The sequence below is a fragment of the Chitinophaga solisilvae genome (genome assembly GCF_009928525.1).
Classification (GTDB): domain Bacteria; phylum Bacteroidota; class Bacteroidia; order Chitinophagales; family Chitinophagaceae; genus Chitinophaga; species Chitinophaga solisilvae.
Genome location: NZ_JAABOK010000010.1, coordinates 224,670 through 245,715, shown reverse-complemented (window position 1 = coordinate 245,715; position 21,046 = coordinate 224,670). Strand labels below are relative to the sequence as shown.

The following is a 21,046-nucleotide window of genomic DNA, read 5'->3' as shown; positions in this document are numbered from 1 at the left end:
ATGGGCTTATTCAATATTTTCAACCGGCAACGCCTGAATGGGCATACCATGGCCATGGAGCCTGCAATACCCGATATTCCGGAAACGCTCTTTATCGAGAAGGAAGCACCGGAAAAAGAGCCGCCTGAAGCAAAATCCGTTACACCACTCAACGGCGGCATCCTTCTTTTATACGATTTCCTGGACAAGAATTATGAATCCAAAGGGTATAATGATGCCCTGATAAATCCGGATGCCACCCATCTCGATCAAAATGTGATTGCTTTAAAGAATGACCTGGAAAGATCTATCCGGAAAGTAAAAACGTTCTACGAAGATTTTATCCGGCAAATCAACTTCCACATCTCAAGCCGCAGCAGAAGCGGCATGATTGATACCGTTGAAGAACTTAGTGTCAAGAAGGAAATTGCCGAGAGTCATATCAGTCAGGTCAAAGAAATCGAAGAACAGGCAAAACAGAACGAAGGTGTTGGTCATGGCATTATCATCAGCTATACCAGGGGATTCAGGAATGGCCTTGCAGCCATTTCCAGTCACATGATTCTGAACAAAACCTTTTAAAACCAAGTGTTATGAAACATCTATGGATCCGCTTCGGCTGCTTCATGACAGGTTACAATTACAACATCCTGCGGCATTGCAGTGAAGCTGCTTTTAAATCTGTGAAGAAATATACCGCAGCTATGCTGATTGTCTGTATTCTGTGGTTTTTTATTGGTTTTACTTTTGCGCATCGTTATCTGTCGCTTAGTCTCCCAGGATGCATACTCGCGGGTTTTCTTGCTACCGTCATTATTGTACAGGTTGAAAAACAGATTATCCTGTGCATAAAGCCCAGTCCGCTGCTGCTGGTTTCCAGGGCCTGCCTGGCCGTCATGATGTCCTTTCTGGGCGCAGTAATCATCGATCAGATATTGTTCGAAAAAGATATTGAGATCGAAAAAATTTCTTACGTTTCGGTAAAAGTAGACAGATTATTACCTTCGAAAACCGAAGAATTACGAAAGCAGATCGCGGCGCTGGATACATCGATCGATAAAAAAGAACTGGAAAGAGAAAGCTATGTGACGGATATCAGTAACCACCCCAACCTGACCGCCACCACTACCCAGAAAGTAACCAAACGCGTACCCGTGCAAACAACAACACCGACAGGCGGAGAGTCAACAATCTGGAAGTCGGTAGGTGAAGTAACAGTTGCCACTACATTAGTACCCAATCCCAAAATAGCATTACTGCCGTCCCTCGACTCGGCCATTGGCGCTATGCGGCAGCAAAAGGCCATTAAGGAAAATGAATTATTGCACATCAAACCCGCACTGGAAAAGGAAATGAAATCCAGTACAGGCTTCCTGGATGAGCTAATGATTATGAAACAGATGTTATCCGCATCTTCCGTTGCCTTATATTTCTGGATCCTGTGGATTCTCTTCTTTCTCTTCATAGAACTGCTGGTACTATTCAGTAAAATGGGCGATCTGTCAAATGACTACGAAAAAGTGGTAATGCATCATATGCAATTGCAAATGCGACGGCTGGATGCCCTTGGAAAAGGATTTGAATGATATGTTTCTTACTTCAACAGAAAAAAACTCCTATGGATTTTAAAGACGAAATCAAACTCTTCGGCGACAAAGTCGAAAAGCTCAAAAATCAGATTCAGACTGAAGAAGCTACTAAAAATGCTTTTATCATGCCCTTCATTAAAGTACTGGGTTACGATGTATTTGATCCCTTTGAAGTAATGCCGGAATTCATTGCGGATATCGGAATCAAAAAAGGTGAAAAAGTGGACTATGCTATACTGAAAGAAGGGAAGCCGTCTATACTTATCGAATGCAAGCATTGGGGAGAAAACCTGGACCCGCACAATTCTCAGCTTTTCCGCTATTTCCATACCACAACTGCTAAATTCGGCTTATTGTCCAATGGAATTACCTACCGGTTCTATACAGATCTTTCCGAACAGAATAAAATGGATGAAAAGCCATTCTTTGAATTTAACATTACAGATATAAAAGATAATCAGATTGAAGAATTAAAAAAATTCCACAAGTCATACTTCAACCTGGAAAATATCCAGACTACTGCGAGCGAACTCAAATATATGAATGAGCTCAAAACCTTGATAAATGTTGAGTTCCAGAACCCATCCGAAGGGCTGATACGGCACTTTGCCAGACAGATATACAAGGGAATGTTAACTTCAAAAGTTGTTGAGCAACTCGGCTCCCTTACCAGGAAGTCAATCCAGCAATATATCAATGACCTGATAACCGAAAGACTTAAATCCGCGCTGAAAGCGGAAAATGACGCGGAACCATCCGACACTGAAAAGGAAGTAACGCCCAATGTAGAAGAAAAGGGTTCCATGATTGAAACCACCCAGGAGGAAATAGAAGGCTATATGATTGTAAAGACAATACTCCGCCAGAAGATAAAGCCTGCCAGAGTAGTTTATCGGGATGCGCAATCCTATTTCGCTATATTACTGGATGACAACAACAGGAAAACCATCTGCAGATTGTACTTTAACGGTTCCCGGAAATATATCGGCACTTTCGATGAGCAAAAAAAGGAAACCAGAGCAGAGCTGATGAATATTGACGATCTCTTTAAATTCGAAGAAATACTTCACAGAACAGTAGAATGGTATGATGCCGAAAAAGTGCAGGTGAGTTCACCGAAGTACTCGGATAGTGACGTATACACAACCGGTCGCCCGATTTAATACTATTTACCTCTCCTTCCGCCAGGGATTGATAAATTTTCGCCACAACAATCATTACATATGAAAAGAAGTCAAGTCATTTTGTTTACATTTTCATGCCTGCTTGCTGTATCCGTGTTTCTGCCCCTGATAAACATTCCATTTATTGGTGCTGTCAACTACTTTAAAAACGGAAAAGGAGACGGTACAATTGTTCTCTCACTGGCAGTGATAGCAGCTGTTATGTCATTTACCAGATTCACAAAATGGGTACTGATACCAGGTGTAGTGGCCTTAGGAATGGCAGGGACTTTCCTCATCAGATTCAATCAGCACATAGGTTCCATTCCATCTGCAACTAATGCGGGGGTACTCGGGGACCTGGCCAACACCTTGGTCAGCAGCATCTCCATCGGTTACGGCTTTGTGATAATGGGAATTGCTGCTGCCGGCCTTACGTTCCTTCCCCCATTTCTCGTTCAGCATGATAAAGAAATTTAGTTGCGAACAAAAGTGTCGGGAGGTTTTATCATTTCACCATGATAAAACCTTCCGGCACTGTAATATGGCAAAGGACAAAATACGTCATGGATATCCCCATGTAATCCTCAATCCCAGGTCACTGCCTTAAATATCCCGGGGCTTGTCTGAACATATACCTGCTGCATGCCCGCCCAGGGAGTCTGCACAATACAACCAGTTGCAAACTTGCTGCAGCTAACTTCTGACTCGAAGGGAACGTACTGGCCCACGACGCTCCTGTAATAATAAATTTTCGAAACGCTCCTAGTGCCATAGCTGGCGCCGGCAACAGCAATAACGACCAGCAATGTAATAATGATGTGTTTAACCTTTTTCATAAAACATATTTAGAAGATACAGAATCAAAATAGTTTTCAGCATGACGATTGTGCTGATACAGTAACCAGATCGTTTGTTTTATTCAGCTGTATACCTGCACAGGCTAGCAGCGTCATACCGGCATTAAACACCAGATGCATTCTCCAGCTCATATTCCGGAAGATGCCTCCGCAGGAGCAGGGACGCTTTTCAGCAAAGAATACCACATAGGCTACATACACCGAAAACAGCGCCATTAAAACAAAGCTGCCGACCAGCCCCCGTTGTCTGAATTTCGGAATAAGCACCATGGTTGCTATTATCAACTCGGCAGCAGGAATTGCTACAGATAAGATGAACGCAAAATTGCCGGTTAAAGGCGAACGCCTCAGGTCCCGCAAATATGTAGGATAGATAAAAAGTTTAGCCAGGCTTGCATAGACAAAAAGAAGAAAAAATGTGTAACAAATAATTTCAATAACTACAGAACGTTTCACTGGAAAGGGTTTAATGGTGTAACATCATCAGGTTGATTACAGTCATAGCAGGCCAGCACCAACAATGTCGGTAACACCGGATAACAAAAAAAGATGTTGCTATTACAACATTTTCCTGGAGCTACTTCTATACCTGAGATATAACAATTAAGGGTTAAAGGGCTGTTCCGGCATCGCCGGATTAACTGTTCGTATAATGATTATTGCTGCAGCAAATTACAATCGTAAAATGAGATCACAAACTTAAACTAATATCCAAAACCGGGAAAAGTGAACCCAGATTGCGGTGGCCGATTATGCTCCGGGCTTAATCTCAGAAGGATATTTCTGAAATACCCTGTAAAATGCTCTGCTGAAATTCCCGGGGGTCTTATATCCTAAGGTTATGGCTACCGTTTTCACCAGCTCTCCCTGCTGCAGCAGTTCAGCAGCATACCCCATGGCAACATGTAACTGGTGATGATAGATGCTTACCTGGTACAGCTCTTTAAATCTTCTGGTCAGCTTATCTTCACTTAATCCTGAATGCTGCACCAGCTCCCGGATACTGAATCTTCTGGAAGGCTCCTGGTCAATGAACCTACGTACCTCTGCCAGAGCCAGGATTTGAGATTTGCTAATACGCATGACATAGAATTTCACCTGCCAGAAAAATACAAATCAAATATCACTCAGGCAAGACCACAGGCGGTAATAGTTTAGCCGGGATGATACAGACAACAAAAATCAATGATCCATAAAAATCACCTGCCTAAAAACATGTCATCTAATTAAAATATGTTCATTTCTCATTTATCCAGGCACTATCACACATATCAATTTTCGTCAGGTATACTACCTATATAACAGGCAGCAGATAAAATTTTACCGGCAGTAGAGGGGGTAAACCGCATTCAGCGTTATCCTGGTATAGACAATGAAGTAACCTGTATGATATATACCGGGTTGAATCCTTTATTTCCTTATTCCTTCCGGGCAAAAAGGATATGTCAGCTGTAGCAATTTTAAATCAAAGTGTATCTGATGATAAAGTATTTCCTGAAAAAAAAGTTCAGAAAGGATGAGTATGGGTGGTTTGGCAACTATTCTTCCTGGCAGGAAGCTGCCACCATCTCCGATGGTTATTGCAAAGCCAGTATTCTGGAAAAAACAAAAAATGCCCTGTTAAAAATAAAAAACGGAGAAGCTATCTACGAAAGGGATTCCGTACTTTTTGACAAAAAAGAACATCCGTTTCCATTACTCTCCTGTTTACTACGCACAGCCTGGGAAAAAGGAACGCCTTTGAATATACTGGACTTTGGAGGTTCACTTGGCAGCACTTACTTTCAGATAAAGGATTTTCTGCCGGCTGATGTTTGCGTTACCTGGTGCATTGTTGAGCAGAATCATTATGTTGAATGCGGCAGAGATCTGTTTGAAAACAGTACGCTGAAATTCTTTTATTCAATTGAAGAATGCCTGGCGGCTACAAACATAGATCTGATCATACTTTCCGGCGTCATCCAGTTTTTGCCCGATCCGCATCATTTCCTGCACAGACTTACTTCCTATGGCTTTAAAACGATACTGTTTGACAGAACACCTTTTATCAGAGACAACAAAGACAGGCTAACTGTTCAAAAGGTATGGCCATCGGTATATGAAGCATCTTACCCGGCCTGGTTCTTTCATGAAGCCTCCTTCATTCAGCACTTTGAACATGATTACTGTATCAAGGGCGATTTCAAAACCTATGTAGAGGGAGAATCTATTCTTCAGATTAATAACGAACCTATTGGATATTCAAAAGGCATATGCCTTGTTAAAAAGTGAGGCAAATCATCCGGATAGCAGGCGGCATAACTATCCGGGCCTATTCTGAGCGTGTGCGGTGGACACCCCTACCACCGCAATAGCCATCTCACCCTGCCTATACTGCCACCTGAAAGAGTACCAGAGATACTGTTACAACTTCCCCCGATTCAGCTACTTCCCATTTTGAGATACTACTGAACTTTGCTTATCAAATAATTACACCATGAGTATTATCAAAACCTTCATCATCGTAACACACATCTGCATGTATTCCGGTAAAAACAATGCGCCTGCTGGTCCTGCCGGTTTTATATCAGATACCATTAGCAGGAACCAGGTGATGATTGACCTTGCAGGACATCCTGTACCTGTGCTGAAAGGCGGTTTATACGACCGGTTTCGTTCCAATCCTCCCCTTTCGGTAATTGCAGCAGAAAGACCTGATATTGACCTCAGCTGGTTCAAAACTATTCAGAAACAGAAAAAAGAAGCAGGCTTTACTACCTATTCTCCTAATTTCTATTATAGCAACAGCAGTATTACGGCCATTTACACGGCAGATATGAAGCGCCTGAAAGAGTTGATCCCTGCGGCAGTCCGGGATCTTGTCAAACCAATTTCCATTATGCCGGGCCGCGGGCTTATCGCCATCACCGCCTACCGCTACCATTATTGCGATAACGATGCCTACAACGAATTATCTATCTCCATCATAACAGGTAAGCCGGATAAACCCAACCGGGGTATCTTCTCTTTACTGGGAGAACTGAAAGAAAAAAATCTCTGGGGATATGTGGTAAAACTGCCCCTCGATTCAGAATTGGGAAGAGTGCGTGGTGTACTGGGTTACAACCTGCCTAAATGGGTCATTCCTATCGACTACCTGGATAATAAAGACCATCTGACATTCCATTTTTATGATGAAACCGGCAATCCGGATTTTACCATAACAGGAAACAAACTGGATGTTTCCGCCACCAAAGTTGCTATTGTCCGCACCAATTTTATCAATCAAAACACAAAAGGAGAGCTGACACACGGCTATTCAGATACGCGTGCTCTTCAAAAAGCCGGCAGTAAAAGGAAAAGCAACTTTAAACTTCAATTGGGCAACGGTCCTTTATCAACGTTCATAAAATCCTTAAATTTAGGTAAAATGATCCGTTATGAATACCAGCCTGAATTTCAGTTAGCATTGTATACTCCTGAACTGGTAAAGGACAAAAGGAAATAATGACATCTGACAAACTGCTTCAGAAGAGGATGAAATAAAACTATGGTATTATGCAGACAATTTTAGGCGCCAATGGCCAGATTGGCGAAGAACTTGCAAGGGAATTAAAAAGAAATTTCACTTCCGGTATCAGAATTGTAAGCCGGAAGGCCACAAAAATAAATGATACAGATGAGGTATTTTCAGCAGATTTATCCATCAGGGAAAAAGCTATCGAAGCCGTAAAAGGTAGCGAGACAGCTTATTTCACGCTGGGATTGCCCATCAGTTCGGATTTATGGGAACAGCAGTTTCCGCTTATTCTGCAAAATGTTATTGATGCCTGTAAGATCAACGGAACCAGGCTGGTCTTTTTTGACAACACCTATATGTATCCGCAGGATGAACGCATACTTAATGAAGAAACGGTTTTTGAACCCGTTGGCAGAAAAGGGCGGGTGAGAAAACAAATGGCAGAAATGGTACTGAAGGAAATGCAGTCCGGGGAACTGGAAGCCGTAATCTGCCGCGCTCCGGAATTTTATGGTCCGGGAAAAACACAGAGTATTACCAACACTTTTGTTTTTAATAACATCAAAGCTGATAAAAGGCTGAAAGTACCGGTTAGAGCGGACAAAAAGAGAAGTCTGATCTGGACACCCGATGCAAGCCGGGCAACGGCCTTAATCGGCAATACTCCTGAAGCTTTTGGCCAGACCTGGCATTTACCGGTAGACGATAGTCATCTTACTTACAAAGAATTCATTGCCTTAGCTGCGGACATTTATAGCAGAGAACTGAAGTATACCGTTGTGCCTGAAACCTTCTTTACAATAGCAGCATTATTCAACACAAAAGTAAAAGAGCTGCAGGAATTACTACCCAGATATAAGCACGACAATATTTTTGACGATTCAAAATTCAGAAAACGTTTCCCTGCATTTCAGGTAACCACCTATAGGCAAGGAATTGCAGCCATTAAAAACGAACACAATATAAAGGCATGAATACACCGGTAAAAATATCTTCCATCACCATGCTGCATCAGTTCTTAGAACTGAAAAAAACGGCCAACCCGGTCATTAGTATTTTTGACTTTACAGATATCAGGATTGAACCCGGATTGTTGAAAACGCCTGTTATCACTGATTTTTATGGCATTGCCATCAAAGAAGAATGCACCGGAAAATTTAAGTACGGGCAGCAGGTCTATGATTTTAATGACGGCATGATGTACTTTACCGCTCCGCAACAGGTAATGAGTTTTGAAGACCCTTTACTGGAAGGTGTAAAAGGCAGTGTACTCGTGTTTCATCAGGATTTTCTACACAGCTACCCACTCGCGGCAACTATAAAAAAATACGGATACTTTTCTTACAATGTGAATGAAGCATTATTTCTTTCCGAACAGGAAGAACAATCCGTAACCGATATTTTTTCCAATATAAAGCGGGAGATCAATACCAATATGGACGCTTTTACACAAGATCTCGTGATATCTAATATCGAATTACTGTTAAAATACTGCGACCGTTTTTACAACCGCCAGTTTCTCACCAGGAAGAAATCCAACAGCGACCTATTAACCAGGCTGGAAACTTTATTGGATGAATATTTCAGGAGTGACTTCCTGAGTAAAGCAGGAATTCCGAGCGTACAATCGGTGGCAAATGAATTGCATTTAAGCCCCAATTATCTGAGTGATATGCTGCGCGTACAAACCGGACAAACTACCCAACAACATATTCAGTACCGGATCATCGAAAAAGCGAAAGAACTGCTTTCTACTACAGGCATGTCAGTATCAGAAATTGCTTATTATTTAGGTTTTGAACATCCGCAATCTTTTAATCGTTTGTTCAAAAACCGTACGGCTGTTTCTCCGCTGGAATTCCGGCAGTCTTTTAATTGATCCGGTAATATTTGGTTCCTGCGTTCAGCGCTCTCAAACAGCCAGCAAACAGGGTTCCCAATTCCATAATGCTATAAATAAAAAAGCCTCCGGACAATATCCGAAGGCTTTTTTATTTCTTTCTGCGGAGAGTCAGGGATTCGAACCCCGGGACCTGTTACAGTCAACAGTTTTCAAGACTGCCGCAATCGACCGCTCTGCCAACTCTCCAATGGAGCGCAAATGTATAACATGAAACTCAAATAAAAAAATTTTTTCCCATCATGCCATAAAGAAACCCGCCGGATGGGGGATTTAGTTATTTTTTTATGTAGTTATTTGAGATTTTGTTCCTGATCATTATCTCTTCCGATTTTTAGGTCCTGAAAGGATATTAATCAGGAACAAAATCTCAAATAACTACATAAAAAAATAAAAAAGTCTCCCATCCGGCGGGCTCTTTCCTCTATTGTTGTACTTACTATTCCGGTTATTCTCTGCTCTTCTGTTGATTCTTATATCTTCTCCTACAGTCCTCCGCCCAGTGAACGGTACAGGTCTACCATAGCGCTCAGGCGCTGACGGTCGATTTCAGACTGTCCCAGTTCGGCCTGGAGGGCACGTGACTGTGCGGTAATCACTTCGAGATAGGTGGCCATACCGCTGCGAAACAGCATCTGCGCCTGCTTTACGGCCAGCTGCGTGGTGTTTACCTGTTCACCGGCTATCTGCTGCTGGGATTTGAGTTTATCCAGCTTTACCAGGGCATCGCTGACTTCGCCTACCGCATTCAGCGTGGCTTGTCTGAATTGGATGACAGCCTGTTCGCGCTGTATCTTCGCTACTTCCAGGCTGGTCTTCAGCGCACGGCGCTGGAAGATAGGCTGGGCAAGGCTACCGGCTGCTGTTCCGAACAAGGATGCCGGCAGCGAGAACCAGTTGCTCGCCTTGAAGGCGTTAGCGCCACCGCTGGCGGTGATATTCAGTGTCGGGTACATACTGGCCTGCGCTACGCCTACCTGGGCGTTGGCTGCTACCAGTCCCATTTCTGTGGCCCTGACATCCGGGCGGCGGCTCACCATTGCTACCGGAATACCGGTGGGCAGTGAATCACTTACCTGGAAATCATGCAGGGAACGGTTTCTGCTGATCGGGCCCGGCAGGTCGCCGGTGAGGATACGGATCGCATTTTCCTGGATGGCAATACCCTGCTCCAGCTGCGGAATCAGCAGCTCGGCTGTCTGCTTCTGGGAAACAGCCTGCTGCACGGCCAGCTCAGTTACTTCGCCGGCTGTCTTCTGCAAACCGATCATCTTCACAATGGTATCGCTCAGCGCTACGTTACGTCTGGCAACCGTCAGCTGGTTATCCAGCATCAACAGGTTGAAATAACCGTTGGCAATGGCCGATACCAGGCTGGTCTGCACAGCATGCTGCGCTTCGTAGGTCTGCAGGTAGGTAGCCAGCGCCGCTTCTTTCTGGCGGCGGATCTTACCCCATATATCAATCTCCCATGACATATTCACACCCAGGTTGAAATCTTCGATGTGATCGCCGAAGTTGAACTGGGACATGTTCATCCCGGTAAAACTTTTCTTGGAAGGGAAGTTGGTATTGGCGGAAGCCTGCGCGTTAAATGCCGGCAGCCATGCCGCTTTGGCCTGCTTCAGGTAAGCCTGTGACGCCTCTACGCGTTTTACCGCCAGCTGCAGGTCATAGTTGCCGCTGAGGGCTTTGCCGATCAGCTCCTGTAAGGTGGCGTCCGTAAAAAATTTATTCCATTCAACTTTTGCAATACTGCTGTCTGAAGGCGCAGCAGTGCCAAATTGCGCGGGAAGCACCACCGGAGGCCGCTCGTAATTACGGCCAACCCGGCAAGCTGCTAACCCTACAACTAAGGACAACAACAAAAATATAAATGAGTGAGATCTAGTTTTCATTTGTCTTTTTTCTGATTCTGATAATAGAAATATTTCGCTGCCTTAGTGCACCAGTGCGCCTTCCTCTGCATGTTCTTCTACAAACACCGGCTTCCGGCTCACTTTTTCCTGCAGGTACTGGAAGATCACAAACAACACCGGTATCACAAACACCCCCAGTATTACCCCGGTCAGCATACCACCGGCAGCACCGGTACTGATAGATTTATTACCCAGCGCAGATGATCCTGTTGCCCACATTAACGGTAACAACCCTACGATAAAGGCAAAGGAGGTCATCAGGATAGGACGTAAACGCTGACGGGAAGCACGGATAGCAGAACCTACCAGGCTCATACCGCTGCGTCTGCGCTGTACGGCATACTCCACAATCAGAATCGCGTTCTTGGCCAGCAAACCGATCAGCATGATCAGACCTACCTGCACATAGATATTGTTTTCTATACCAAACAGGTTGATGAACACAAACACACCGAAGATACCCAGCGGGATAGACAGAATTACTGCCAGCGGCAGGATATAACTTTCGTATTGCGCTGCCAGCAGGAAGTATACGAAGATCAGACAGAGCGTGAAGATGATAATCGCCTGATTACCGGCGCTGATCTCTTCCTTACTCATACCCACCCACTCGTAACCATATCCTCTCGGCAGATACTGCGCTGCTGTTTCTTCCACCGCTTTGATGGCATCACCGCTACTGAAGCCCGGCTTAGCCTGACCATTGATGGTTACGGCATTGAACAGATTGTTACGTGTTACGGTTTCCGGACCGTACACTTTCTTCAGCGATACCACCGTGCTGATAGGCACCATTTCACCGTGCTGGTTCTTCACATACACACCTTCCATGGAAGCAGGGTCTTTACGCTGATTGGCTTCTGCCTGTACAATCACCCTGTAGTATTTACCAAACCTGTTAAAGTCAGAGGCAAACATACTACCATAATACACCTGCATGGTGGTGAGGATATCGCTGACAGCGATACCCAGCTGTTTGGCTTTACGGTCGTCTATTTCAATTTCATACTGCGGATGACCATTGTTGAAAGTGGTAAACGCAAAGGCTATTTCCTTACGCTTCATCAGCTCGCCGATGAAACCATACGCTGTTCCTGCCAGATTATCCAGCGAACCGTTGGTACGGTCCTGCAACACCATTTCGAAACCTGCTACGTTACTGAAACCAGGTACGGTAGGCATCTGGAACAGGAAGATACTTGCATCCGGAATAGCACCCAGTTCTGCCTGGATCTCTCCTATCAGCGCATTCACATCTTTCACTTTTCCACGCTCAGCATGATCTTTCAGGTTGATGAAACCCACACCGGAAGAAGCACTGCTGGAGTTGGCGAGGAAGTTGTAACCTGACAGGCTGAAGTTGGAGGCGGTGAAGCCTTTGGACTCAACTATCTTGGCTACTTTTTCCATCACGCCGCGGGTACGGTCCAGAGACGATCCCGGAGGCATAGTTACCGCATACACTGCAAAGCCCTGGTCCTCGGTAGGAATAAAGCCGGCCGGCGTTCTGCGCATCATCCATACAGTTGCCAGCGTGATAATCAGCAGCATACCGATGGTGATCCATTTACGTTTGATGAGGAACTGAATAGTATGGGAATACTTATCCGTCATGGCATTGAAGCCTGTATTGAAAGCGGAGAAGAAACGTTTCACATATCCTTTTTTAGGCTCCGTATGTCCGTTGCCGTTAGCATCATGCACGTGGTGATTTTTCAATATCAGCGCACATAAAGCCGGACTCAGTGTCAACGCGTTCAACGCGGAAATCAGAATGGCGATGGCCATGGTAAAGGCGAACTGGCGATAGAACACACCTGCCGGACCTTCCATGAAACCAACCGGAACAAACACTGCCGCCATTACCAGGGTAATGGAGATGATCGCACCTGAAATTTCCTGCATGGACGATAAGGTAGCGTTACGCGGATTAGCCCCCTTCTCCATCTTCAGGTGTACCGCTTCCACCACCACGATGGCGTCATCCACCACGATACCGATGGCCAGCACCAACGCAAACAGCGTGAGCAGGTTGATGGAGAATCCGAAGAGCTTCATAAAGAAGAAGGTACCCACAATCGCAACCGGTACGGCTATCGCAGGGATCAGCGTAGACCGGAAATCCTGCAGGAAGATGTATACCACCAGGAACACCAGCAGGAACGCGATAACCAGTGTATGTTTTACCTGGTAGATAGATTCATCCAGGAATTTTTTGGTACTGTAGATATTGAACTGTTTGATACCGGTAGGGAATGCCTTCGCGGCCTTTTTCATCAGGTCATTGATCTGTACCTGTATCTCATTCGCATTGGAGCCGGCTGTCTGGTTGATAGCGATACCAATACCATACTTACCGTCAATTTTGGTGTAGCTGCCATAGCTGAAGGAACCGAATTCCACGCGGGCTACGTCTTTCAGGCGCAATACAGAACCATCTGCATTGGCGCGCAGGATGATGTCTTCATACTGCTGCCCTTTGTTCAGCTTGCCTTTGTATTTGATTACATACTCAAACGCTTCCTTGCTGCTTTCACCGAAACGGCCGGGAGCCGCTTCCAGGTTCTGTTCACGGATGGCGCCGAGTACTTCCTGCGGAGACATGTTAAAGGCTGTAAGCCTGTCAGGCATCAGCCAGATACGCATGGAATAGTCTTTCACACCGAATACGGAAGCCTGTCCTACGCCTTTAACACGTTGCAGTTCCGGTACGATATTGATTTTCGCATAGTTCTGCAGGAAGGTTTCATCATATTCGTCTTTATCACTGGTCAGGCCTACCACCATAATCATACTGTTCTGTACTTTCTGGGTGCTGATACCTGCCTGTATTACCTCTGCCGGCAGCTGGCTGGTAGCTTTTGCCACGCGGTTCTGTACGTTCACCGCTGCCAGGTCCGGGTCGGTGCCGAGCCGGAAGTAGATGTTCAGCGTCATGGAACCGTCGTTATTGGAGTTGGAGGTCATGTAGGTCATGTTCTCCACCCCGTTCACGGCTTCTTCCAGCGGGGTAGCTACGGAACGTGCTACCACTTCGGCGTTGGCGCCCGGATAGGTCGCTGTTACCGATACGCTCGGTGGCGCGATCTCCGGAAATTGGCTCATGGGAAGCGTTACGAGCGCCAGTATTCCCAACAGAACCAGGATGATGGATATAACGGTAGCCAGTACGGGCCGTTCTATAAATTTTCTAAACATAAAAGCAATAGAATTTAATCACCATCTTTTCAGATGACGTAATAGAAGTTAGCGCTGCAGCGGCAGTATTAACGCTGCCGCCTATACGATTCTTCCTGCGCGGACCTCATCCGCCGCACAGGCGCAGCGTAGCATTAAAGAGGTCTTACTTTCAGCAGACTGTCCAGGGATACCATCTGCGGAGCTATTACAGCACCATCCTGCAGACGGCCAAGACCAGAGTACACGATACGCTGACCGGCTTTAACGCCTTTATCTACGAGGTAATAAGAGCCGCTCTTACCGCTGATGCTGATAGGCACACCCGCAACCTTGTTGCTGTCAGCCACTACAAACACCATCACTTTATCCTGCATTTCGTAGGTAGCCTCTGCAGGCACTACTACAGCATCTGTCAGCTGTTCAGGAATACGGATCTTACCGGTATTGCCGGAGCGCAGCAGCCCTGCAGTATTCGGGAAGGAAGCGCGGAAGCTCACGGAGCCCATTGTTTTATCAAACTGGCCTTCCATGGTTTCAATTCTTCCTTTCTCTGCATAAATGCTGTTATCCGCCAGCTTCAGTTCAACTTTGGGCAGTTGTTTAACTTTTTCGGCAATGCTGCTACCGGCTGTTTCATTCTTGAATTTCAGGAAGTCTGCTTCACTCATGGAGAAGTAGGCATATACTTCGGTAACATCAGATAATAATGTCAGCGGTTGTGGTTCTCCTCTTCCTACCAGCGCACCTACCTTATAAGGGATGCGGCCAATGTATCCGTTTGCAGGAGCAGTAATCAGCGTGTACCCCACGTTGATGGCGGTGCTGCCCAGCTGGGCCTGCGCCTGTGCTACCTGCGCCTTGGCGGCCTGGTAAGCTGCCTGCGCGGTTTTCAGCTGCACATCGCTAACTACATTATTGGCTACCAGCGGCGTCAGCCTGTCTACTTCTACCTGCGCCTTTTCCAGGTTGGCTTTTGCAGCCTGCAGGGAAGCGCTGGCATTATTCTGTGCAGAAGTATATACGCGGTCGTTGATTTTAAATAAAGGCTGACCGGCTTTTACATAGGCGCCTTCGTCAACATAAATCTTATCGAGTATACCTTCTACCTGTGCGCGTATCTCTACGTTGGTGCGGCCTTCCAGGGCGGCGCTGTATTCACGGTAAGTGGTTGCGGGTACAGCACTCACTTTCATCACAGGTAAAGCCTGTGCCTGCGGCGCTTCCTGATGCGCCTGCGATGTGCTGCAGCCAGACATTACTGCGAGGATGATAACGCTATAAATCAAGCCTGCCGGCAATTTTGCGAAAATTGATTTCGATGGTTTCATACAAAGTTTTTTAATCATGCAACAATAAGAGCCTCCCTTGCTCAGAAGACAATACAACTCACATTGCTTCTCAGCAGCAGTTTTAGTAACAGCACACGGGAGTGAAGATACAGGCAGCACTGCTACGGCTTCGGGCAACGTATAACGTCACAGCGTGTTATACGTAAGCGCGTAACAGAAAGTTACTACTGTAAAAAAATTGAAGGTGTGGCGGAGTTATCCACCTAAAAAATTCTCATGGTTTTCAAATTTATAATGATGTACGGGCAACATCATTCATTGACAACGATGCAAAATTAATATATTAATGTTAACGGACGTTTAAATTATTACGGGTTTAATTGTACTTTTCACGGGTAGTCTTCTGAAAGTTGGCTGGTGTAAGTCCGGTATGCTTCTTAAAAAAGCGGTTGAAGTAAGCATCATCCTCAAAATTCAGGCGCGCCGCAATCTGCTTTACAGAGTGCTCACCCCAATACAGCAGCCGCTTTGCTTCCATCATTCTTTTCTCGTCTATGACATATTTCGCATTACGTCCCAGTAAACTTTTTACCGTATCGTTCAGGTGACCGGGTGTCACAAATAACATCTCTGCATAATCCGATACCTGCGATTTCTCATGGAAATGCTGATCCACCAGTACCTTGAACTGACGCGCCATATTATACTGGGAATTTTCCGCATTCAGCCATTCCGTAGATGGCTCACTGATACGCCCCGTTGCTATTACAAAGGCATTGAGCAGGTTGCGGATAATAGCTTCCTTCCGCGGCCGGTGCCCTTCATGCTCCTTCATTATCAGCTGCGCATAGGTCATCAGCTCCTCCATCTGCTCGTCATTCAGGTTGATAACGCCGGAATTGAAAATACAACGCCAGCAGCTCACCACTCCCTTAATCTCAGGCACCAGGAAATCCGGTGAGAAATAAATATTTATCATCTCTGCGTCACCAGCCATATCATGCTGATGTACCTGGTCAGGTTCCATCAGCATGATAGCAGGTGCAGTGACTTCATACTGCTTAAAATCAATCGACTGCCGGATAGTACCCTTGGTCAGTATATCTATACTATAGCCGTTGTGACGGTGTGGTATTCCCAGCTTCCGCACAGCCAGCTCGCATCCTTTCATCTCTCCGATGAAAAAAAGCTGGTCGGCGCCCAGACAGTCTTCCAGTCTGTATGTCGGTATATCAGCTATCTTCCCGGTTTTTAATACTTCCATCGTTGATACATTTTACTGGTGATCAGTCCACTGTTTCCTTCGGTTTTTCCTGTACAACTACCAGGTCACTCAGTTTCACATTAATCGGAATATTACCCAGTTGTACAATAGCGCGCTTATCGCGGATTTCTATCAGCCTGCCTACCTGGCGGTTACTCAGTATTTTCACCTGATCGCCTACCTGGCACTGGCGGCCTACTTCTTCAAACTTATCCTGAATCTTCCGGTTAATTTGTTCGTTCTGTTGTTTCTCTCTTCTGCGGAACAACAAAATCTCTGCCTGTTTCATCACTTTCTCCTTATCGTCAGCTCTTTTCCATTCGGCAACGATCTGTTTCAGCTTTCGTTCCATGTCTTTCAGGTACTGCAGGTCGTTTTCCTTAATCTGGTTCTGCAGTTTCATAAAAGTAATCTGCTGATGTTTCCGCTCTTTATCTGCCAAAACTTCATACTCTTTCTTCAGGCGCTCATTTTCTTTCAGCAATTTTTGCAGTTCCTTCTCCTTGGATTCTACTTTCTGCAGATCCTGTTCTGCTTTATTCAGGAGTTTATCCAGCTGGAAGTGCCCTTCGTCCACGAGCTTCTTTGCGCGGGCAATCAGCGACGGTTGCAACCCTATCCGCTCTGCAATAGAGAACGTATACGAACTGCCCGGCTTGCCGATCATCAGCTTATACATCGGCATAAGCGTCTGTTCGTCAAAGCCCATAGCGCCGTTGATAATACCCCTTACCTTGTTGGCCATCACTTTCAGGTTGAGGTAGTGCGTGGTCACAATGCCAAAGGCATGCTTCTTCGCCAGCTCTTCCATGATAACTTCCGCGAAAGCACCACCCAGGTTGGGATCGGAGCCGCTTCCCAGCTCGTCTATGAAGAACAACGTTCTGCCATTGGCGTTCTCCATAAAGTATTTCATATTCTTGAGATGAGAACTGTAGGTACTCAGCTCAAATTCGAGTGACTGCGTATCACCGATATGAATCATCAGTTGTTTGAAGATGCCCAGCTGGGACGACGGATGCACCGGTACCAGCAGACCAGACTGCAGCATCAGCTGAATCAGCCCCACGGTTTTCAGCGTCACTGTTTTACCACCGGCATTCGGACCACTGATGACCAGAATATGCGCATCCTTATCCAGGCTGATGTTCACCGGAATGGTAGGCTTACTGTTTTTGCGGTTGTATAGCAACAGCAACGGGTGATAAGCCTGCACCAGGTGCAGCTGCGCATGCGGCACGAGCGTCGGGTAGTTACCATCCATATCCAGCGCCAGTTTGGCCTTTCCACGGATAAAATCATAGACACCCAGTATCTCGTGATAGCTGTTCAGCAATCCGGAATAACTGCTGAGCGAGGCGGTCATTGCCCGGAGAATACGGTACACTTCCCGTCCTTCCTCCCGCTCAAGCGATTGTATATCATTATTCAGTTCAATGGTTTCATCCGGCTCCAGGAACGCAGTTTTGCGCGTATCGGACTCACCATGGATGATACCTTTCACCATGCGTTTGTTTTCCGCATAGATGGCCACTACCCTTCTTCCGTTGAGGAAAGCCTCTTCCTGGTCTGCCAGGTAGTTGAGCTTCTGTAATTTCTGCAGGATGCGGTCAAACACACGGCGTAATTCCGTGCGCTTGCGGAACAGGGACACGCGGATGCTCTGCAGCTCCTTGGAGGCGTTGTCACGCACCTGTCCTGTTTCATCCAGCACCTCATCGATGATGGCAGTGATTTTCTTTTCGTAATGTGTTTCCTTAATGACTTCATACAGACCGCTATAAGTGATACGGCGGTCATGATCAAAAAAGCGGACAATGCTGTGCATGCTTTCTGTCAGCTTGCGCAGGGCCATCGCCTGTTCGCCGGTAAGTACCGCGCCCTGTATGGATAACAGCCGCAGTTCTGTTTTCAGGTTTAATATGAAGTCGTTCGGAAAATGCTCCTGCAGCAACACCAGTTGTTTATACTCGTGCGCCTGTTGCAGGGCAGTTCTGACGTAATCTATATGCGTGTGCAGGCGGAGGTCTGCCGCCATTTGCTTGCCAAGTTCTGTTTTGCAATGCTCTTGCAGCAATGCCTGAACCTTATCAAATTCCAACTGCATCAACGCAGACTCAGGAAAATATTTCAAGTGATTATTATTTAAATAGATGACACAAATTTACAACAACAGTAACGTGTTGACTGTAAACAGATTTTTCAGGGCGCGCTTCCATGCGCCCGTCCACGAAGTGGCGGAGAAGTAGTGCTGGGAATATATTAGTTCTTTTTCATCGGCGTTGTCATTATACTATCAACGGTATCCGGTAATCCGGCTTTCAAATCTATGCTGCTGCTGCTGACGTATCTGATTTTCTGGCAGTTTTAAGGGGGCTCACACATACCCTGGAACTGCAAAAGAATGTTAAAGTTACTTAACTTGTCGTTCTCCTGCATCATTTTTTACGTAAATTATTCCTGATCCAGGTGTAACAAAGGTGGGAAAAATCAACGCTATACCGCTACAGTATTGACTTCTACACATACAAAAAAACTTGTATCCTGAAATAATTTATTTATGAGAAAGTATTCAATATTCCTGTTTTTAATCACCCTGGCCATATTTGCCTGTGCCCAGGGACAAAAAGATAAAGTACCCGGCGATATGGATGTAAGCAATAATACCCAAACCGAAAAGGCCACTTTCGGAGGTGGCTGCTTCTGGTGTACAGAAGCCCAGTTTCAGTACCTCAAAGGCGTCATCAAGGTAGAATCCGGCTATGCCGGCGGCACCGTAGCCAATCCTACCTACGAAGAAGTATGCACGGGCAACACCGGCCACGCAGAAGTGATACAGGTCACCTACAACCCTGCTGAAATCAGTTACGATGAACTGCTGCAGGCATTCTGGGAAAGCCATGACCCCACCCAGCTCAACCGGCAGGGCAACGATGTGGGTACCCAGTACCGCTCCGTCATCTTCTACCATAATGCCGCACAAAAGGAAAAAGCGGAATTCTATAAGAAAAAACTCCGGGACGAAGGCGCATTCGACAAACCCATCGTAACCGAAATAGCGCCCCTGACCACCTTCTACAAAGCCGAAAACTACCACCAGGACTACTATAAACTCAATGGCCGGCAGCCCTACTGCACCTTTGTCATCAAACCCAAACTGGAAAAGTTCAAAAAAGTTTTCAAGGACAAGATTAAAGCCCAGTAGGGCAATTGCGAATTACGAATGGCGAATTACGAATGTAGAGCGGAGAACCAGGCGGAATTTAATTGCGAATTACGAATGTAGAGCAGAGAACCAGGCGGGAATAAAAAGGGAATGTCTTTTAATGATAAATGATGGGGACGGACGGAAATAAAATCCGGATGAACCATCCTCAAAATCAATAATTAAACCTTTCTCCGCTCCCATCTCCGCTCCCCATTCGCAATTCGTAATTCGTAATTCGTAATTATTTCCTTATTTTAATGGGTCCTTAAATACATTTAATGGTTTCTATTCCACAAACCTGCCCCTGGTGTGGCAGTGAAAATCTGATACGTACTATTCCTGAAAAAGACCCATTTAATATAATGGTTATTTGCAATACCTGCCAGCGGGTAGCCGGCAGTGATGCAGGTGATACAGATGGAATACGGCCTCCGGTTTCCGGAATCCCGGCGGCTGTTACCGAAAAAACCATTCAGCTATGCCTCAATTCCGGCAAATTGCAGGGCATCCGGTATTATTATTCCGAAGTCAGCAAGCTGCCCGGCAAACAAACGGATATACTGAAAGCCAAGGAAGATGTGGAAGCCCTGTTATACGCCCGCGGCCTGACCAACGCCGTAAAAAAGCCCAACCGGAACGGATGCGTGGTGGCGCTGATTGTTATACTACTCATTATCGCCAGTATCGTTTATTTCTTCACCCGCAGGTAAACAACCGGAATTTCCACGTTCCCCTTATTTATTGTACTTTTGTACTGTAATAAACAGAATTACAGAATGAATAATGCCAGATTTCCGATATCATTACACATCCTGACCCTGATGGCCAGGAACAAAGGGGTATTGCTGTCGTCTGAGCATATTGCCGGCAGTATCAATATCAACCCGGTACTGGTGAGGAAAGAGATCAGCAACCTGCGCAACAACGGCCTGGTAGAGAGCAAAGAAGGTAAAAACGGGGGCAGTACCCTGGCAAAACCAGCTTCGGACATTCAGTTGTCTGATATATACCATGCCGTGCAACAGGCTTCCCTCCTGGGTAACAGCCGCAATCATCCGAACCCTGCCTGCTCTGTAGGCCGCCAGATCAATGTTCACCTGGATAACCTGTACCAGGAAATAGAAGGCGCCCTGCTGCGCAAACTCGACAAAATGACGCTGGAAGACTTCTCCGCGCAGTTTGAAGACTAAATATTA

At 45.9% G+C, this 21,046-nt stretch carries 19 protein-coding genes and 1 tRNA gene; 11 read left to right on the top strand and 9 right to left on the bottom strand.

Annotation, left to right across the window (positions count from 1 at the left end):
* From GWG06_RS21310 to GWG06_RS21295, 4 genes are read left to right on the top strand one after another with little or no spacing between them, the layout of a single operon-like run.
* Entirely contained in the window at nucleotides 1-561 is a 561-nt protein-coding gene (locus GWG06_RS21310) for a hypothetical protein (protein WP_160715797.1), read from the top strand.
* 11 nt (nucleotides 562-572) lie between these two features.
* Entirely contained in the window at nucleotides 573-1,565 is a 993-nt protein-coding gene (locus GWG06_RS21305) for a DUF4407 domain-containing protein (protein ID WP_160715795.1), read from the top strand.
* A 32-nt stretch (nucleotides 1,566-1,597) separates the two neighbouring features.
* Nucleotides 1,598-2,731: a type I restriction endonuclease gene (locus GWG06_RS21300; RefSeq protein WP_160715793.1), complete on the top strand. Its 1,134-nt coding sequence runs from the start codon at nucleotides 1,598-1,600 to the stop codon at nucleotides 2,729-2,731.
* 60 nt (nucleotides 2,732-2,791) lie between these two features.
* Nucleotides 2,792-3,211, top strand: a complete 420-nt coding sequence (locus tag GWG06_RS21295; protein WP_160715791.1) for a hypothetical protein — start codon at nucleotides 2,792-2,794, stop codon at nucleotides 3,209-3,211.
* Between the two features lie 107 nt (nucleotides 3,212-3,318).
* On the opposite strand, the gene GWG06_RS21290 is transcribed toward GWG06_RS21295, so the two are convergent.
* The 3 genes from GWG06_RS21290 to GWG06_RS21280 all read right to left on the bottom strand — a co-directional run bounded on the left by GWG06_RS21290 (nucleotide 3,319) and on the right by GWG06_RS21280 (nucleotide 4,674).
* A complete protein-coding gene (locus tag GWG06_RS21290) occupies nucleotides 3,319-3,570 on the bottom strand; it encodes a hypothetical protein (protein ID WP_148128169.1) in 252 nt (83 codons plus the stop codon).
* Between the two features lie 36 nt (nucleotides 3,571-3,606).
* Nucleotides 3,607-4,047, bottom strand: coding sequence for a MauE/DoxX family redox-associated membrane protein (locus GWG06_RS21285; RefSeq protein WP_160715789.1), 441 nt, complete (start codon nucleotides 4,045-4,047; stop codon nucleotides 3,607-3,609).
* Between the two features lie 294 nt (nucleotides 4,048-4,341).
* Nucleotides 4,342-4,674, bottom strand: a complete 333-nt coding sequence (locus tag GWG06_RS21280; protein ID WP_160715787.1) for a helix-turn-helix domain-containing protein — start codon at nucleotides 4,672-4,674, stop codon at nucleotides 4,342-4,344.
* A gap of 396 nt (nucleotides 4,675-5,070) precedes the next feature.
* Here GWG06_RS21280 and GWG06_RS21275 point away from each other — a divergent pair, with 396 nt between their 5' ends.
* From GWG06_RS21275 to GWG06_RS21260, 4 genes are all read left to right on the top strand, one after another.
* Nucleotides 5,071-5,862 (top strand): methyltransferase, TIGR04325 family, encoded by a 792-nt coding sequence (locus tag GWG06_RS21275; RefSeq protein ID WP_160715785.1) that lies wholly within the window; start codon nucleotides 5,071-5,073, stop codon nucleotides 5,860-5,862.
* Nucleotides 5,863-6,067: 205 nt separating this feature from the next.
* On the top strand, nucleotides 6,068-7,078 hold the full coding sequence (locus GWG06_RS21270; RefSeq protein WP_202183081.1) for a hypothetical protein: 1,011 nt from the start codon (nucleotides 6,068-6,070) through the stop codon (nucleotides 7,076-7,078).
* Between the two features lie 50 nt (nucleotides 7,079-7,128).
* The gene (locus GWG06_RS21265; protein WP_160715783.1) at nucleotides 7,129-8,064 is read left to right on the top strand and encodes an NAD-dependent epimerase/dehydratase family protein; all 936 of its coding nucleotides are present in this window, start codon (nucleotides 7,129-7,131) and stop codon (nucleotides 8,062-8,064) included.
* Complete coding sequence (locus GWG06_RS21260; RefSeq protein WP_160715781.1) at nucleotides 8,061-8,969, top strand: helix-turn-helix domain-containing protein; 909 nt, start codon at nucleotides 8,061-8,063, stop codon at nucleotides 8,967-8,969. The genes GWG06_RS21265 and GWG06_RS21260 overlap by 4 nt, the downstream gene beginning before the upstream one ends.
* Before the next feature lie 125 nt (nucleotides 8,970-9,094).
* Here GWG06_RS21260 and GWG06_RS21255 read toward each other — a convergent pair.
* The 6 genes from GWG06_RS21255 to GWG06_RS21230 all read right to left on the bottom strand — a co-directional run bounded on the left by GWG06_RS21255 (nucleotide 9,095) and on the right by GWG06_RS21230 (nucleotide 18,776).
* Nucleotides 9,095-9,179: transfer RNA gene (locus GWG06_RS21255), tRNA-Ser, on the bottom strand.
* Between the two features lie 296 nt (nucleotides 9,180-9,475).
* Nucleotides 9,476-10,852, bottom strand: coding sequence for an efflux transporter outer membrane subunit (locus GWG06_RS21250; RefSeq protein ID WP_235938473.1), 1,377 nt, complete (start codon nucleotides 10,850-10,852; stop codon nucleotides 9,476-9,478).
* Between the two features lie 78 nt (nucleotides 10,853-10,930).
* The gene (locus GWG06_RS21245) at nucleotides 10,931-14,107 is read right to left on the bottom strand and encodes an efflux RND transporter permease subunit (protein ID WP_127034640.1); all 3,177 of its coding nucleotides are present in this window, start codon (nucleotides 14,105-14,107) and stop codon (nucleotides 10,931-10,933) included.
* Between the two features lie 134 nt (nucleotides 14,108-14,241).
* Nucleotides 14,242-15,417, bottom strand: coding sequence for an efflux RND transporter periplasmic adaptor subunit (locus GWG06_RS21240; RefSeq protein WP_127034638.1), 1,176 nt, complete (start codon nucleotides 15,415-15,417; stop codon nucleotides 14,242-14,244).
* Between the two features lie 337 nt (nucleotides 15,418-15,754).
* Entirely contained in the window at nucleotides 15,755-16,642 is an 888-nt protein-coding gene (locus GWG06_RS21235) for a helix-turn-helix domain-containing protein (protein WP_127034636.1), read from the bottom strand.
* 22 nt (nucleotides 16,643-16,664) lie between these two features.
* Nucleotides 16,665-18,776: an endonuclease MutS2 gene (locus GWG06_RS21230; protein WP_160715779.1), complete on the bottom strand. Its 2,112-nt coding sequence runs from the start codon at nucleotides 18,774-18,776 to the stop codon at nucleotides 16,665-16,667.
* 426 nt (nucleotides 18,777-19,202) lie between these two features.
* Here GWG06_RS21230 and msrA point away from each other — a divergent pair, with 426 nt between their 5' ends.
* The 3 genes from msrA to GWG06_RS21215 all read left to right on the top strand — a co-directional run bounded on the left by msrA (nucleotide 19,203) and on the right by GWG06_RS21215 (nucleotide 21,040).
* Nucleotides 19,203-19,847, top strand: coding sequence for a peptide-methionine (S)-S-oxide reductase MsrA (gene msrA, locus GWG06_RS21225; protein ID WP_235938471.1), 645 nt, complete (start codon nucleotides 19,203-19,205; stop codon nucleotides 19,845-19,847).
* Between the two features lie 281 nt (nucleotides 19,848-20,128).
* Entirely contained in the window at nucleotides 20,129-20,560 is a 432-nt protein-coding gene (locus tag GWG06_RS21220; protein WP_127034631.1) for a hypothetical protein, read from the top strand.
* Nucleotides 20,561-20,626: 66 nt separating this feature from the next.
* On the top strand, nucleotides 20,627-21,040 hold the full coding sequence (locus GWG06_RS21215) for an Rrf2 family transcriptional regulator (protein ID WP_127034629.1): 414 nt from the start codon (nucleotides 20,627-20,629) through the stop codon (nucleotides 21,038-21,040).
* The last annotated feature ends 6 nt before the right edge of the window (nucleotides 21,041-21,046 follow it).